16 protein-coding genes are annotated in these 14511 nt (G+C 54.4%); 10 read left to right on the top strand and 6 right to left on the bottom strand.

The window, feature by feature from the left end; genetic code table 11:
- The gene (locus MOQ06_RS09925; RefSeq protein WP_176610238.1) at positions 1–759 is read right to left on the bottom strand and encodes an alpha/beta hydrolase; all 759 of its coding nucleotides are present in this window, start codon (positions 757–759) and stop codon (positions 1–3) included.
- A gap of 86 nt (positions 760–845) precedes the next feature.
- Positions 846–1019: a GhoT/OrtT family toxin gene (locus MOQ06_RS09920; RefSeq protein ID WP_148419756.1), complete on the bottom strand. Its 174-nt coding sequence runs from the start codon at positions 1017–1019 to the stop codon at positions 846–848.
- A gap of 244 nt (positions 1020–1263) precedes the next feature.
- Between MOQ06_RS09920 and MOQ06_RS09915 the strand changes: the two genes are divergently transcribed.
- Genes MOQ06_RS09915 through MOQ06_RS09905 form a run of 3 tightly spaced genes read left to right on the top strand, consistent with a single transcriptional unit; the run spans position 1264 to position 2157 of the window.
- Complete coding sequence (locus tag MOQ06_RS09915; RefSeq protein ID WP_148419755.1) at positions 1264–1590, top strand: DUF1971 domain-containing protein; 327 nt, start codon at positions 1264–1266, stop codon at positions 1588–1590.
- A gap of 27 nt (positions 1591–1617) precedes the next feature.
- Entirely contained in the window at positions 1618–1971 is a 354-nt protein-coding gene (locus MOQ06_RS09910) for a DUF1971 domain-containing protein (protein WP_176610237.1), read from the top strand.
- Positions 1972–1974: 3 nt separating this feature from the next.
- Positions 1975–2157, top strand: coding sequence for a DUF1869 domain-containing protein (locus MOQ06_RS09905; RefSeq protein WP_003856955.1), 183 nt, complete (start codon positions 1975–1977; stop codon positions 2155–2157).
- A gap of 36 nt (positions 2158–2193) precedes the next feature.
- Here MOQ06_RS09905 and patD read toward each other — a convergent pair whose 3' ends face one another.
- The 3 genes from patD to MOQ06_RS09890 all read right to left on the bottom strand — a co-directional run bounded on the left by patD (position 2194) and on the right by MOQ06_RS09890 (position 5453).
- A complete protein-coding gene (gene patD / locus MOQ06_RS09900) occupies positions 2194–3618 on the bottom strand; it encodes an aminobutyraldehyde dehydrogenase (RefSeq protein WP_176610236.1) in 1425 nt (474 codons plus the stop codon).
- A 139-nt stretch (positions 3619–3757) separates the two neighbouring features.
- Complete coding sequence (locus MOQ06_RS09895) at positions 3758–5182, bottom strand: PLP-dependent aminotransferase family protein (protein WP_242172628.1); 1425 nt, start codon at positions 5180–5182, stop codon at positions 3758–3760.
- Positions 5183–5264: 82 nt separating this feature from the next.
- Positions 5265–5453 carry a cold-shock protein gene (locus MOQ06_RS09890; RefSeq protein ID WP_148419751.1) on the bottom strand — a complete coding sequence of 63 codons (189 nt, stop codon included), beginning with the start codon at positions 5451–5453 and terminating at the stop codon, positions 5265–5267.
- A gap of 416 nt (positions 5454–5869) precedes the next feature.
- On the opposite strand from MOQ06_RS09890, the gene MOQ06_RS09885 reads away from it, so the two are divergent.
- The 6 genes from MOQ06_RS09885 to hslJ all read left to right on the top strand — a co-directional run bounded on the left by MOQ06_RS09885 (position 5870) and on the right by hslJ (position 10312).
- On the top strand, positions 5870–6352 hold the full coding sequence (locus MOQ06_RS09885) for an Hcp family type VI secretion system effector (RefSeq protein ID WP_242172625.1): 483 nt from the start codon (positions 5870–5872) through the stop codon (positions 6350–6352).
- Entirely contained in the window at positions 6349–6828 is a 480-nt protein-coding gene (locus tag MOQ06_RS09880; protein WP_242172622.1) for a DUF2778 domain-containing protein, read from the top strand. Before MOQ06_RS09885 ends, MOQ06_RS09880 begins: the two co-directional genes overlap by 4 nt.
- A gap of 384 nt (positions 6829–7212) precedes the next feature.
- Positions 7213–8607 (top strand): cytochrome ubiquinol oxidase subunit I, encoded by a 1395-nt coding sequence (locus tag MOQ06_RS09875; RefSeq protein WP_242172620.1) that lies wholly within the window; start codon positions 7213–7215, stop codon positions 8605–8607.
- A gap of 5 nt (positions 8608–8612) precedes the next feature.
- Positions 8613–9623 carry a cytochrome d ubiquinol oxidase subunit II gene (gene cydB, locus MOQ06_RS09870; RefSeq protein WP_242172618.1) on the top strand — a complete coding sequence of 337 codons (1011 nt, stop codon included), beginning with the start codon at positions 8613–8615 and terminating at the stop codon, positions 9621–9623.
- Positions 9623–9751 (top strand): DUF2474 domain-containing protein, encoded by a 129-nt coding sequence (locus MOQ06_RS09865; RefSeq protein WP_017693358.1) that lies wholly within the window; start codon positions 9623–9625, stop codon positions 9749–9751. The genes cydB and MOQ06_RS09865 overlap by 1 nt, the downstream gene beginning before the upstream one ends.
- Before the next feature lie 123 nt (positions 9752–9874).
- Positions 9875–10312: a heat shock protein HslJ gene (gene hslJ, locus MOQ06_RS09860; RefSeq protein ID WP_242172616.1), complete on the top strand. Its 438-nt coding sequence runs from the start codon at positions 9875–9877 to the stop codon at positions 10310–10312.
- Position 10313: 1 nt separating this feature from the next.
- Here hslJ and MOQ06_RS09855 read toward each other — a convergent pair whose 3' ends face one another.
- The gene (locus MOQ06_RS09855) at positions 10314–10580 is read right to left on the bottom strand and encodes a DUF333 domain-containing protein (RefSeq protein WP_148419747.1); all 267 of its coding nucleotides are present in this window, start codon (positions 10578–10580) and stop codon (positions 10314–10316) included.
- A 273-nt stretch (positions 10581–10853) separates the two neighbouring features.
- On the opposite strand from MOQ06_RS09855, the gene nifJ reads away from it, so the two are divergent.
- Complete coding sequence (gene nifJ, locus MOQ06_RS09850; protein ID WP_242172614.1) at positions 10854–14378, top strand: pyruvate:ferredoxin (flavodoxin) oxidoreductase; 3525 nt, start codon at positions 10854–10856, stop codon at positions 14376–14378.
- Positions 14379–14511 lie beyond the last annotated feature (133 nt).

The raw sequence follows: 14511 nt of genomic DNA, 5'->3' as shown, positions 1-14511 counted from the left end.
TCACTTACCATCAAAGAAGTTGGCTAAAGCCTGAGCTAACGCAGAAGGATTTTCCCAGGACATTGAATGGCCCGCATTGGGTATAATCTTTGTCGCCACGCCTTTTTGTTGCAGGCGATTAAAATCTTCATCGGGAAGTGACCATTCACCGAAAACTAACGTTATCGGGCAGGTTAACGACAAGAACTTGTCTTCCCAGTCAGGTTTTACCCCCTCTACCAGGCTCGTTGCGCCGCGCCAAACGGCCCAGGGGGCATTGCTTTGAAGGCTTCCAGCCCATGGCGACGTTTCTGCGCGAAGCATTTCATTATATCCCTGCTCCAGAAACCGTTGTTCTGCTTGGGCCGCAATAGATCGGCTGAATATTCCACCGCCCGCATGAAAATTGGGTTCAGAAACGATTAATCCCTTAACGCGCGGCTGTAATAGCACTGCCGTTTCAATAGCAATGCTTCCTCCCATGCTATGGCCATAGAGCCAGAAATGGTCCAGGCCGAGATGGTTTAACAGTTCAACTACCACCTGCGCCTGCTCGCTTGTGCGATAACGGTACTTTTCAGGTTTCTCACTGTAACCGCTGCCGGGAAGATCGATCAGAATGGCTCTGCGATCTCCAAACCGGGTGTCACAGACAATGCGTGGATACTCATACGAAGAGGCGCAGCCTAATCCGTGGATAAATACAACAGGCTCACCTGAACCGGGAAGATCGAGCCAGCGCACAGTACAACCGGCATGCTGCGAATAAAAACTGTTCATAAGCACTCCCTTTACAACGAACTGTTTATTTATACAGTCTCTATGTTTGAAATGCTATGTTCTGATTTAGAATCTGGAAACGTGCTTCAGAAAAGTGAGATCAACAGCGCAACAGGAAAGCTCATCGGCCAGGTGGAACCCACCAGGAAGGCGCTCAGCAGGCGAATGCGCTTACGATCTTTTGACAGGAACCAGGTGATTAATGCGCAGATGAAGGCCATGATTGCGTAAAACACCAACATCTTTTGATACAACGTCATTCTGTTTACCTGAGCCGAAAAAATAACCGCACGCAATATGCGGCATATGTTGACGCAGATCAAGTTTTTTCGTTACATCATAACCACTTAAATATTATGGATAATAACAACTGAGTACCTTGTGTAACAACGCGGGGGGAAGCAAAACGGCTATTGGTAATAACATGCATTAAAAATGCACTTTTTGATAAATTTACTCCGGCGGAACGCGTTCTAATTAGCACAGGCTATTAAGGGAGGAAACATGCTACGCATTCCGCAGAGTTGTATTCACACCCGTTCCACACCTTTCTGGAACAAAGAGACGGCACCCGCCGGTATTTTTAAGCGTCACCTCGATACGGGCACGCGCCCGGGCGTTTACCCTCGCCTTTCGGTGATGCGTGGCGCGGTGCGTTATCTTGGCTATGCCGATCAGTTCACGCCCGAGCCTGACAGCGAACTCGTCATTGAAGCCGGTCATTTCGGCGTTTTCCCCCCTGAGAGATGGCACCATATTGAAGTGATGACCGACGACACGTTGTTCAATATTGAATTCTTTGTTGAACCAGAGGTGCTTAAGTCCCTTTAGGCGCCTGACGACATGAAGGAAACTATTATGTTACGTATTCCTGAAAACTTTGTTCACACCCGCTCGACGCCGTTCTGGAATAAAGAGACCGCCCCAAAAGCGCTCTTCACCCATCACAACACGAAAGCTGGCGTCTTCGGTCGTCTGTCCGTCATGCAGGGCGCGGTGCGTTACTATGGCTTCGCCGATAGCGATGCTGCCGAACCGGACCTGGAAGTGGTGATTGAAGCCGGTTCCTTCGGGATTTCCCCGCCGCAAAAATGGCACCGCATTGAGCTGTTGACCGACGATACCTATTTTAATATCGACTTTTTCGCCGATCCAGCCGTCACGCTCAGCGGTGCGGGCATTGGTAAAGTGGTTAATACGCATAAGGAGTAAGTGATGGGTAAGGCAACCTATACCGTGACCGTTACAAACAACAGTAACGGCGTGTCGGTAGATTATGAGACAGAAGCGCCGATGGAGCTGTTAATCCCCGACGTCGCGGCTGACGTGGTGAAGGACCTGGTGAATACCGTTCGCGCCTACGATACGGAGAATGAGCACGAGGTGTGTGGCTGGTAGGCAGATCTGCCCGGCGTTTGCGCCGGGCAAGACGGCTTAGTGCTTTATCATGACATGTCGCACAACCGTATAGTCCTCAAGCCCGTAGACCGACATATCCTTGCCGTAGCCTGATAACTTCATACCGCCGTGCGGCATTTCGCTCACCAGCATAAAATGGGTATTGACCCAGGTGCAGCCATACTGCAACCGCGCGCTGAGCCGATGCGCACGCCCTGTGTCTTTCGTCCAGACGGAGGATGCCAGGCCGTACCGGGAATCGTTAGCCCATTCCAGCACCTGCGCTTCATCCTCAAACTCCGTCACGCTGACCACCGGCCCGAACACCTCCCGCTGAACGATAGCGTCATCCTGCCTCGCCCCGGCCAGCAGCGTTGGCTGGAAGTAATATCCTGCGCCCTCTCTCTTGCCGCCACCGGTGACCACGCGGATATGACTCAGCGCTTTGGCGTCGTCCACCGCGGCACAAACGCGAGCAAGATGCGCTGCTGAGCTGAGCGGGCCAAGCTCCGTAGACGTATCCTCCGGCGCACCCATCTTCAGCGTGGCGACGGCGGCGCCCAGCTTTTCGACCAGCGCCGGGTAAATCCCCTTCTGGGCGTATATACGACAGGCAGCGGTACAATCCTGACCGGCATTGTAGAAGCCAAACGTGCGCACGCCCTCAACCACCGCATCCAGATCCGCATCGTCAAAGACGATGACCGGCGCTTTGCCGCCCAGCTCCATATGGGTCCGTTTGATAGAGGAAGCGGTATGGCCAATGATATGTTCCCCGGTGGCGATAGAGCCGGTAAGCGAAACCATGCGCACTTTTTCGTGACCGGTCAGCGGATCTCCCACGGTTTTACCGCGACCAAACAGCACGTTCAGCACCCCTGCCGGGAAGATGTCCTTCGCCAGTTCCGCCAGCTTCAGCGCCGTCAGCGGCGTGATTTCCGAAGGTTTGATCACCACGCAGTTTCCGGCGGCCAGCGCGGGCGCCAGCTTCCACGCCGCCATCATCAGCGGATAGTTCCACGGGGCAATGGAGGCGACAACGCCTACCGGATCGCGACGGATCATTGAGGTATGTCCCTCAAGGTATTCACCCGCGGCCAGACCATTCAGGCAGCGGGCGGCCCCGGCAAAGAAGCGAAACACATCGACGACGGCCGGAATTTCATCCCCCAGGGCACAATGCAGCGGTTTCCCGCAGTTAAGTGATTCCAGCTGCGCGAACGCGTCGGCATTGGCTTCGATTACATCCGCCAGCTTCAGCAGGCATTCGGCGCGCGTTTTCGGCGTCGTCTGGCCCCACTCAGCGAAAGCACGATCGGCAGCCTGAACGGCAGCATCCACCTGAGCGGCCGACGCCTCAGCAATCTCCAGCAGCACCTCACCCGTGGCAGGATTGTAAACCGCCTGCGCCTCGCCTTCGCCGGCCACCAGTTCACCATTAATCAGCAGTAGATTTTGCATAACATTGTCCTGTTGAAGTCGACATTATTTTCGCTGTCAGCACGCGTATTGCCGGACTTATTCGTGACAACGTCACGTATCAAGTCGGCGCTCCCTAACTAAAGGTAGACCGCGTACCCTGTCGCTTCAGGAATTTTCATCAGGGTGTGACTGGAGCCAGCATCATTTCGCGAATGACTTCACCCAGCCGGGCGACAGCCTGTTCCTCCCGCTCCCCCCAGCCCCATGAGGTGTTAAAGCGGAAAAACGGCGCCCAGGTATCGGAGGTGGAAAACATTTTGCCGGGGGCAATGCTGATTTGATGGGCTAACGCCTTTTCGCTGAACCGTCCTGCATCGAGCCGTTCCGGGAGTTCCAGCCATAAAAAGTAGCCGCTGTCGTTATGATGGATTTTGACACCGGCAGGCATATGGCGAAGAAGCGTCTGCCAGGCATGCTGCTTGCGCTCGGCGAGCGTGCGCCGCAGGCGGCGGAGGTGGGCGTCGTAACGTTTGGTGGACAGATAGTCCACCAGCGCCAGCTGCATAGGGGAGCTGGTTGATAAGGTGCTCATCAGCTGTAGCTGCTGAATACGCCGGGCATGTTTTCCTGCCGCCACCCAGCCGATGCGAAAACCGGCCACCAGGCACTTAGAGAAGGATGAGCAGTGCAGCGTCATGTCCTGCTTGTCCCAGGCCTTCGCAGGCAAAGGTTTTTCACGGCCAAAGTAGAGTTCGCTGTAAACATCGTCTTCAATCAGCGTGACGTTATGCCGCGTTAACAAGGCCACCAGCCGGGCCTTCTTCTCTGCGCTCAGGGTGAAGCCCAGCGGATTCTGGCTGTTGGTCATCAGCCAGCAGGCTTTTACCGGGTAATCGCTTAACGCCTGCTCTAGCGCGTTAAGATCGATGCCTTCACGCACGTCAGTGGCGATGGACAAGGCTTTCAGCTTCAGGCGTTCAAGGGCCTGAAGCGCGCCATAAAAACAGGGGTTTTCAACGATGACCCAGTCTCCCGGCTCGGTGACGGCCTGCAGGCTGAGGTTGAGCGCCTCGAGCGCCCCGGCGGTGATCACGATCTCATCCGGGGAGATGTTCATCCCCTGCTGGGCGTAGCGGCGGGCGATAGCATGGCGCAAGTCGACGTTACCCGGCGGCAGGTTTTCAATCACGCTCATGGCGGTGGCCGTTTTACTGACGCTGGCCAGCGATCGGTTGAGCTGCTGAAGCGGGAAAAGACGCGGATCGGGAAACGCAGAGGCAAACGGGACTACCGAGGGATCGCGGCTGGCCTGTAACACGTCGAAGATGTAGGTATTAATGTCTACCACTTCGTCGCGCATCACCTGTGCGGGCGGTGCAGGCTGGTGGGAGGTCGGGCGCGCGGCAACGTAGTAGCCCGACTGCGGTCTGGCGACAATGCGCCCCTGACTTTCCAGCATCTGATACGCGTGGCCAACGGTCATAAAGCTCATGCCGCTGCTTGCCACCTGCTCTCGCAGTGAAGGCAGCTTATCGCCCGGCAACCATACGCCAAGTTCAATCTGCGAGATAATTTGTTGCGCCAGACGCTGGTATTTTTTCATCAGATTCTCCTTATTGCTGACAGTGTATATCAGCAGGAGAAAAAGAGAAGATTTTGCTAACTGTTATGGGAAATGCGGATAATTACTTGCGGTACTCGGTAACGTGATTCTGCGCGGAACGCGCTGCGGCCAGATGGTCGAGCGTGATCATCGACGATTTGCAGAAAATGCACTTCGCGCCGAAAGGATTTTTATCAGACACGTCAAAAGCTGAGGTGCGGTACTGCGAGCCATGACAGCAAGGGCAGCGAAAATGGATATAAGAAGTCATAGGATTCTCCTGTAAACGTAAAAACGTAAATTACTCATGAGCCGAACGGGCAATAGTGGTTCGATACAAAACGAATCGGAAAGTAGATAAAGACCCAAGAGAGGCTGCGGAGAGGCACAACGTGATGAGAACTGCTTTATAAAACTACGTCAGATATTTATTTGGATGCAAAACCAGAAGGCCATTAACGCATGTTGCTGACGACAAAGCAAGCGGTTTAATGCGTAAAAATCATAAAAAGAAATTTTTTATGCATACGTAATCCGAAACCAATGAGTATTCAAGAGTTAAATTCTGGCAGGAAAACCCATAACCTATTGAAATATAACCGTTACCTATAACACTTTTTGCCTACATTGCGAATACAGAAGAGGTATTAACTTATTAAAATTTAATCAGTGAAAAGGTGTTTTAAGATGGCAATACCAGCCTACCTGTGGCCAAAAGATGATGGCGGAGCCAATATTAACGGTTCCGTTGACGTGATAGATCGTGAAGGAAGTATTGAAATACTGGGTTTCGGGCACGGCCTTCATCTCCCGACCGATAACATGACGGGTAAAATTACCGGTACACGTATACATAGTCCGCTTAATTTTGAGAAGGAGTTCGACAGCTCAAGCCCTTATCTGTACAAAGCGGTCGCAGAGGGTCAAACCTTAAAAAGCGCCGAGTTTAAGTGGTACCGTATTAATGATGCAGGGCAGGAAGTTGAATACTTCAACATGTTGCTGGAGAATGTAAAAGTGGTATCTATTTGCCCACTAATGCATGACGTTAAAAACCCCGCCACGGAAAAACACAACCACCTGGAAAGTATTGCGCTTCGCTACGAAAAGATCGCGTGGAAACATTGCGACGGGAATATCATCTTCTCGGACGAATGGAAAGACAGATGATTCGGTGCTCTTTTCATTTGAACGGGGGACAACTTTCAACGTTGAGCTGTCCCGGCCTGGGCTTTTTCCCGGCGTATTCGGGAAATTCAGGGCATAACAGAAATAATCCCAATGCCGTTGCGACTCCCGGGGCGGGACCATTACCTCCAGGACTATATTATATTGTGACACGTCCCCGAGGTGGTTTAGCGACCCACTGGCATGACACTATCAAAGGCCTTGAAAGCGGATCAAACCGTGACTTTTGGTTTGCCCTTTATCGTCACGATAATCACATTGACGACACTACTTTTGTCAGCAATGTCGAACGTGGCTCTTTTCGTTTACACCCGGCAGGACAGTCCGGTATCAGCAATGGATGCATAACGTTACCAAACCATGACCACTACAGAATATTGATGCATGGTTTGCTGGCGTCTGGCACTGTAAAAATAGCTGCTGGATTAAATGCGCTCGGAACAATACAGGTATATTAATGAATGCAAAAAAGCATGTCCTGACGTGGATAGTCGAAACGTTAATGCTGTTCGTTATTTACTCTCTGTTTTGTTACATCATGCCTGATGTAAAGCTCTATCAACTCTACACCAGCTATTTTGGATTTGTGACTGAACTGGAATGGAGCGAAAACTATACAACCTTACTTTTCATTCTTTCTTTTCTGCTCAATGCCGTGTTGATTTACGTTTGGGCGATACGGAAGTGAACGTTTAAATGGGCGGGACTATTCCCGCCCGTCTCGTATTTACGCAAAGGCAGGCATGTTAACTGTTATGGATAAATAACAGCACTCTGTCTCTGCAACCCCTGTCCAGCGCGGCTTAGAATTGCATCGAATTAATTGCACTGCGGAGTTTTGCATGTTTGGTTTAGATGCGTTTCATCTTGCGCGAATACAGTTCGCCTTTACCGTATCCTTTCATATTATTTTTCCGGCCATCACCATCGGCCTGGCGAGCTATCTCGCCGTGCTGGAAGGGCTGTGGCTGAAAACAAAAAATCCCGTCTGGCGTTCGCTGTACCATTTCTGGTCGAAGATCTTCGCCGTTAACTTCGGCATGGGCGTGGTCTCCGGCCTGGTGATGGCTTATCAGTTCGGCACCAACTGGAGCGGATTTTCGCAGTTCGCGGGCAGTATTACCGGCCCCCTGCTGACCTATGAAGTACTTACCGCCTTCTTCCTCGAAGCCGGGTTCCTCGGCGTGATGCTGTTTGGCTGGAATAAGGTAGGGCCAGGTCTGCACTTTTTCTCAACCTGCATGGTTGCGCTGGGAACTATCATTTCGACCTTCTGGATCCTCGCCTCGAACAGCTGGATGCAGACGCCCCAGGGACACGAAATTATTAACGGTCAGGTCGTTCCGGTGGACTGGTTTGCCGTTGTCTTTAACCCCTCCTTCCCCTACCGCCTGCTGCACATGTCGATTGCTGCCTTCCTCAGCAGCGCGCTGTTTGTCGGCGCGTCTGCGGCCTGGCATCTGCTGCGTGGAAACAACACCCCCGCCATTCGTGCCATGTTCTCCATGGCATTGTGGATGACGCTGATTGTGGCGCCCGTACAGGCACTGGTGGGTGATATGCACGGTTTGAATACCTTAAAGCATCAGCCTGCAAAAATAGCCGCCATCGAGGGACACTGGGAGAATCCCCCAGGGGAACCCACTCCGCTGCTGCTGTTTGGCTGGCCGGATATGGAGCAGGAGCGTACCCGCTTTGGGCTGGAGATCCCCGCTCTCGGCAGCCTGATCCTGACCCACAGCCTCGATAAACAAGTTCCGGCCTTAAAAGATTTTGCGAAAGAGGATCGACCCAACTCTACTATCGTTTTCTGGTCTTTTCGCATTATGGCCGGCTTGGGCATGTTGATGCTGCTCATGGGCGTGATGGCGGTCTGGCTGCGCTATAAGCAACGCCTGTATGTCTCTCGCCCTTTCCTGAGGTTTGCCCTGCTGATGGGGCCGTCGGGGCTGATCGCAATCCTCGCCGGATGGGTGACAACGGAGGTTGGCCGTCAGCCGTGGGTCGTCTACGGGCTACAGCGCACGCAGGATGCGGTCTCCGCGCATGGAGATCTGCATATGAGCGTCAGTTTACTGGCCTTCTTCGTGGTTTATACCTCGGTGTTCGGCGTGGGCTACAGCTATATGGTGCGTCTGATTAAAAAAGGGCCGCAGCCCCACGAATCTTTTGCCACCGAGTCCGATGGACGCCCTGCCCGTCCGCTTTCCGCCGTCACCACTGAATTTAAGGAGTAACCGTAATGGGTATCGATCTTTCCATTATCTGGTTCGTTATCATCGTTTTCGCCACGCTGATGTATATCGTGATGGATGGCTTTGACCTGGGGATTGGCATCCTGTTTCCCGCCACGCAAAATGCCGACGATCGCGACGTGATGGTCAACAGCGTCGCCCCGGTCTGGGACGGAAACGAAACCTGGCTGGTGCTTGGCGGTGCGGCGCTGTTTGGCGCATTTCCCCTCGCCTATGCGGTTATCATCGACGCGCTGACCATTCCGCTGACGTTAATGCTGATCGGACTTATATTTCGCGGTGTCGCCTTTGAATTTCGCTTCAAGGCAACCCCGGCACACCGTCCGTTCTGGGATAAGGCCTTTATCGGCGGCTCCATTCTCGCGACCTTCACCCAGGGCATCACCGTTGGCGCTGTTATCCAGGGGTTCAGCGTAACCGGTCGCGCTTACGGTGGCGGCCCGTTTGACTGGTTAACGCCATTTAATCTCTTCTGCGGCGCGGGTCTTGTGGTGGCTTATGCGCTGTTAGGATCCACCTGGCTGGTGATGAAAAGCGAGCATGCCCTGCAACGGCGGATGCGCCGGATATCAAAAGGGCTTTTGCTCCTCCTTCTGGTATTTATTGCTGCGATCAGCCTCTGGACGCCTCTGGCGCAGCCAGCCATTGCCGCGCGCTGGTTCACGCTGCCAAACCTGTTTTACCTCCTGCCGGTCCCCGCGCTGGTTGCGATCCTGAGTCTGCTACAGTGGCGCTGCCTGAATAATCCTGCCAGCCATAATCTGCCGTTTATCACGACGTTAGGTCTGGTTTTTCTCGGGTTCAGCGGGCTTGGGATCAGCATCTGGCCGCATATTATTCCGCCGTCCATCACCCTGTGGGAAGCCGCCGCGCCACCTCAAAGCCAGGGCTTTATGCTGGTGGGCGCACTGTTGATCATTCCCGTTATTCTGGTCTACACCTTCTGGAGCTATTACGTTTTTCGCGGAAAAGTACAGCATGGGGAGGGTTATCACTGATGCAACAACCTGTATGGAAACGTTTGATGTGGCTTGCCATCATCTGGGGAGGCAGCGTGCTGGCGCTGGCCTGCGTAAGTATGCTCTTCAAAATGCTGATGGCAGCGGCAGGATTTAAATCTCACTAATTCACTGACCGGGCGCGCCGCCGCCCGGTCCCTTCTCGCACTTTCAGATAAAACCCATTAACGCCGCAGGGGGTATCGTTACACTCGAATAATATTTACAGCATTGATAGTTCGAGAAGAAAAATGAAAAAGCTCGCGGCAATAAGTTTACTCAGCCTTGCACTGGCTGGATGCGTTAATCCCGGCAAAGCCTCCGTTCAGGCCGATCGGTTAGAGAATCACCGTTTCGTGCTGGAAAACGTCGATGGCAAAGCGGTAAACGTCGGGAAAAGGCAGCCTGAAATCCGCTTCGGCGCGCAGCCCAACATCAGCCTCATTAACAACATTGTCGTCTCCGGCACCATGTGCAACGGCTTCAACGGACAGGGGAAATTGTCCGAAGGCGAGCTGAAGGTCAAAACGCTGGCGATGACCCGTAAACTCTGCACCGAGCCGCAGCTTAATGAGCTCGATAAGACCCTCGCCGATATGCTGCGCAAAGGCGCGCAGGTAGACCTGACCGAAGACCAGCTAACGCTGGCGACAGCCGATAAATCACTGATGTTTAAGCGAGTAGAATAACTCAGTAGCTTCCGCACGAACCCACGGCAAGCGACTGTTCGCTACAGCGTTTGCCGTTAGGCAACGCGCACATCCCGATGGCGGAACCGTCGAGCTGGCGGGCGACGGATAGCGAACCGCCGATCATGGCGCAGTTGGCCTGCCCGGAGCTGGACATGGCCGCTCTCATACCCGGCGTAACGTGTGCCGCTGTCGCCTGCTGTACAGGTTCACTGCTACATGCCGATAACAGTAACGCGGCACACCCTACCCAAAATGCTGAACGCATATCTTCCTCCCCATCATTTAAGCGAAACCTATGCATAATAGGCATCACGCGCCGCATCGTCGAGAGCGGATGTGCGTATTTATGCGCCTCTGAAACAATTTCTCGCAATTTTTTAGCCCAAATCTTGATCTACTCATTGGTACGGCGAATAACCAGGACACAAAAGCGAAAATCGTAAAACCCCGGGTTTGCTAAAATACACAGATAATATTCAGGGTCTGTTGTCGTTTTACGGGCCCCTCTTTTTTTTGCGCAATGTAAGGGTGTTGTCCTATGCAAACTATTGACGGCAATGGTGCAGTCGCGTCTGTTGCGTTTCGTACCAGCGAAGTTATCGCCATCTATCCCATCACGCCAAGCTCAACGATGGCTGAACAGGCGGACGCCTGGGCTGGCAATGGATTAAAAAACGTCTGGGGCGATGTCCCGCGCGTCGTGGAGATGCAGTCTGAAGCCGGCGCGATTGCCACCGTGCACGGCGCGCTGCAGACCGGTGCGCTGTCGACCTCCTTTACGTCATCGCAGGGACTGCTGCTGATGATCCCCACGCTTTACAAGCTGGCAGGACAATTAACGCCGTTTGTACTGCACGTGGCCGCACGCACCGTAGCCACTCACGCCCTCTCAATTTTTGGCGATCACTCGGACGTGATGGCCGTACGTCAAACCGGCTGCGCCATGCTCTGCGCCAGCAGCGTGCAGGAAGCCCAGGACTTTGCGCTGATTTCCCATATCGCTACTCTGAAAAGCCGCGTGCCGTTCATTCATTTCTTTGACGGTTTCCGCACCTCCCACGAAATCAATAAAATCGTTCCGCTGCCGGATGACACCATCCTCAACCTGCTGCCGCAGGCGGACATTGACGCCCATCGCGCCCGTGCCCTCAACCCTGAACATCCGGTGATCCGTGGCACCTCTGCGAACCCTGATACCTATTTCCAGTCCCGCGAGGCGACAAACCCGTGGTACAACGCGGTGTATGACCACGTTGAACGTGCGATGGACGATTTTGCCGCTGCGACGGGGCGCGAATATAAGCCGTTTGAGTACTACGGACATCCGCAGGCTGAACGCGTAGTCGTTCTGATGGGCTCGGCCATCGGCACCTGCGAAGAAGTGGTCGATGAGCTGCTGACGCGTGGCGAAAAGGTTGGCGTGCTAAAAGTTCGCCTTTATCGTCCGTTCTCGGCAAAACATCTTCTCTCCGCTCTGCCGGACAGCGCGCGCGCCGTGGCGGTACTCGATCGCACCAAAGAGCCTGGCGCACAGGCTGAGCCGCTCTATCTTGATGTGATGACCGCCCTTGCAGAGGCGTTTAACGGCGGCGAGCGTGAAACGTTGCCCCGCGTAATCGGCGGCCGATACGGTTTGTCTTCCAAAGAGTTCGGGCCTGAGTGCGTGCTGGCCGTGTTTGCTGAACTGAACGAAGCAAAACCGAAACCGCGTTTTACGGTCGGCATTTATGATGACGTGACCAACCTCTCCCTTGCGTTGCCGGAAAACACCCTGCCCTCGACTGCAAAGCTGGAAGCGCTGTTTTACGGCCTCGGCAGTGACGGCAGCGTCTCGGCCACCAAGAACAACATTAAAATTATCGGTAACGCCACGCCGTGGTATGCGCAGGGGTATTTCGTCTACGACTCCAAAAAAGCGGGCGGTCTCACCGTATCCCACCTGCGCGTCAGCGAGCATCCGATTCGCTCGGCCTACCTTATCTCTCAGGCGGATTTTGTTGGCTGCCACCAGCTTCAGTTCATCGATAAATACCAGATGGCCGAGCGCCTGAAGCCCGGCGGTATTTTCCTGATTAACACCCCGTACAGCGCCGATGAGGTCTGGGGACGTCTGCCGCAGGAGGTTCAGGCGGTGCTGAACCAGAAACAGGCGCGTCTGTACGTGATTAACGCGGCAAAAATTGCCCGCGAGTGTGGCCTGGCCGCGCGTATTAATACCGTAATGCAGATGGCCTTCTTCCACCTGACCAATATTTTGCCGGGCGACAGCGCGCTTACGGCGCTGCAGGGGGCGATTGCTAAAAGCTACAGCAGTAAAGGCCAGGAGCTTGTTGAGCGCAACTGGCAGGCGCTGGCGCTGGCCCGCGAGTCGCTGTTCGAGGTGCCGTTGCAGCCGGTCAACGCCAGCAGCCCGAACCGGCCGCCGGTGGTGTCAGACGCCGCGCCGGACTTCGTCAAAACCGTTACCGCGGCGATGCTCGCGGGGCTGGGCGATGCCCTTCCCGTGTCCGCGCTGCCGCCGGACGGCACCTGGCCGATGGGCACGACCCGCTGGGAGAAACGCAATATCGCCGAAGCGATCCCCATCTGGAAAGAAGAGCTGTGCACGCAGTGCAACCACTGCGTGGCCGCCTGCCCGCACTCGGCCATTCGCGCCAAGGTGGTACCACCAGAAGCGATGTCCGCCGCACCGGAAAGCCTGCACTCGCTGGATGTAAAATCCCGCGACATGCGTGGTCAGAAATATGTTCTTCAGGTTGCGCCGGAAGACTGCACCGGCTGTAACCTGTGCGTGGAAGTGTGTCCGGCAAAAGATCGTCAGAACCCGGAAATCAAAGCCATCAATATGATGTCGCGCCTGGAGCACGTTGAGGAGGAGAAAGTGAACTATGACTTCTTCCTCAACCTGCCTGAGATCGATCGCAGCAAGCTGGAGCGCATTGATATTCGTACCTCTCAGCTTATTACGCCGCTCTTCGAGTACTCCGGAGCGTGTTCCGGCTGCGGTGAAACACCGTATATCAAACTGCTCACGCAGCTTTACGGCGACCGTATGCTGATAGCCAACGCGACCGGCTGTTCGTCAATCTACGGGGGGAACCTGCCGTCGACCCCTTATACGACGGACGCTAACGGCCGCGGTCCGGCGTGGGCAAACTCCCTTTTCGAGGATAACGCCGAATTTGGGCTGGGATTCCGCCTGACGGTCGATCAGCACCGTGCCCGCGTAATGCGTCTTCTGGCGCAGTTTGCCGATAACATTCCGGCAGAACTAAACGACGCGCTGCATGCGGAGGCCACGCCTGAAGTTCGGCGCGAACAGGTTGCTGAACTGCGCAAGGCGCTTCAGGGTGTTGAGGGGGCCGAACAGCTGCTGAACGATGCCGACGCGCTGGTGGAAAAATCGATCTGGCTGATTGGCGGCGACGGGTGGGCCTACGATATTGGCTTTGGCGGCCTGGATCATGTGCTGAGCCTGACCGAAAACGTCAATATTCTGGTGCTCGACACCCAGTGCTATTCAAACACTGGCGGACAGGCCTCAAAAGCGACCCCGCTGGGTGCCGTCACGAAATTCGGCGAGCACGGCAAGCGCAAGGCGCGTAAGGATCTGGGCGTCAGCATGATGATGTATGGCCATGTTTACGTCGCGCAGATTTCGCTAGGCGCACAGCTTAACCAGACGGTAAAAGCCATTCAGGAAGCGGAAGCTTATCCTGGCCCGTCGCTGATTATCGCTTACAGCCCATGCGAAGAGCACGGCTACGATTTGGCACTCAGCCATGACCAGATGCGCCAGCTCACCGCAACGGGATTCTGGCCGCTGTACCGCTTTGATCCACGCCGTGCAGATGAAGGTAAATTGCCGCTGGCGCTGGATTCACGTCCGCCGTCAGACGCCCTTGCTGAGACGTTGCTCCAGGAGCAGCGCTTCCGCAGGCTGAACGCTCAACAGCCAGAGGTGGCTGAACAGCTGTGGAAGGATGCGGCAGCAGATCTCCAGAAGCGTTATGACTTCCTGGCGCAGATGGCGGGGAAAGCGGAAAAATCAACCAGCGAATAATAAACTTGCCCGGCCTGTCCGGGCATTTTTTTGCCTAAAAAAAAGCCCGATGCAGGTACATCGGGCTCATCCAGACAATCGGTGAAAATTGCGTATACGATTTAAACAATATTCACGTGAATTATGGAAAAGA

The sequence above is a fragment of the Enterobacter sp. I4 genome (assembly GCF_022669095.1).
Classification (GTDB): domain Bacteria; phylum Pseudomonadota; class Gammaproteobacteria; order Enterobacterales; family Enterobacteriaceae; genus Enterobacter; species Enterobacter pasteurii.
The sequence above is the reverse complement of the archived record's forward strand: the minus strand, read 5'-3'. Positions and strand labels throughout refer to the sequence as shown.

Coding starts and splice junctions, on each gene's coding strand:
- MOQ06_RS09925 (WP_176610238.1), bottom strand. CDS start 759: ATGAACAGTTTTTATTCGCAGCATGCCGGTTGTACTGTGCGCTGGCTC.
- MOQ06_RS09920 (WP_148419756.1), bottom strand. CDS start 1,019: ATGACGTTGTATCAAAAGATGTTGGTGTTTTACGCAATCATGGCCTTC.
- MOQ06_RS09915 (WP_148419755.1), top strand. CDS start 1,264: ATGCTACGCATTCCGCAGAGTTGTATTCACACCCGTTCCACACCTTTC.
- MOQ06_RS09910 (WP_176610237.1), top strand. CDS start 1,618: ATGTTACGTATTCCTGAAAACTTTGTTCACACCCGCTCGACGCCGTTC.
- MOQ06_RS09905 (WP_003856955.1), top strand. CDS start 1,975: ATGGGTAAGGCAACCTATACCGTGACCGTTACAAACAACAGTAACGGC.
- patD (WP_176610236.1), bottom strand. CDS start 3,618: ATGCAAAATCTACTGCTGATTAATGGTGAACTGGTGGCCGGCGAAGGC.
- MOQ06_RS09895 (WP_242172628.1), bottom strand. CDS start 5,182: ATGAAAAAATACCAGCGTCTGGCGCAACAAATTATCTCGCAGATTGAA.
- MOQ06_RS09890 (WP_148419751.1), bottom strand. CDS start 5,453: ATGACTTCTTATATCCATTTTCGCTGCCCTTGCTGTCATGGCTCGCAG.
- MOQ06_RS09885 (WP_242172625.1), top strand. CDS start 5,870: ATGGCAATACCAGCCTACCTGTGGCCAAAAGATGATGGCGGAGCCAAT.
- MOQ06_RS09880 (WP_242172622.1), top strand. CDS start 6,349: ATGATTCGGTGCTCTTTTCATTTGAACGGGGGACAACTTTCAACGTTG.
- MOQ06_RS09875 (WP_242172620.1), top strand. CDS start 7,213: ATGTTTGGTTTAGATGCGTTTCATCTTGCGCGAATACAGTTCGCCTTT.
- cydB (WP_242172618.1), top strand. CDS start 8,613: ATGGGTATCGATCTTTCCATTATCTGGTTCGTTATCATCGTTTTCGCC.
- MOQ06_RS09865 (WP_017693358.1), top strand. CDS start 9,623: ATGCAACAACCTGTATGGAAACGTTTGATGTGGCTTGCCATCATCTGG.
- hslJ (WP_242172616.1), top strand. CDS start 9,875: ATGAAAAAGCTCGCGGCAATAAGTTTACTCAGCCTTGCACTGGCTGGA.
- MOQ06_RS09855 (WP_148419747.1), bottom strand. CDS start 10,580: ATGCGTTCAGCATTTTGGGTAGGGTGTGCCGCGTTACTGTTATCGGCA.
- nifJ (WP_242172614.1), top strand. CDS start 10,854: ATGCAAACTATTGACGGCAATGGTGCAGTCGCGTCTGTTGCGTTTCGT.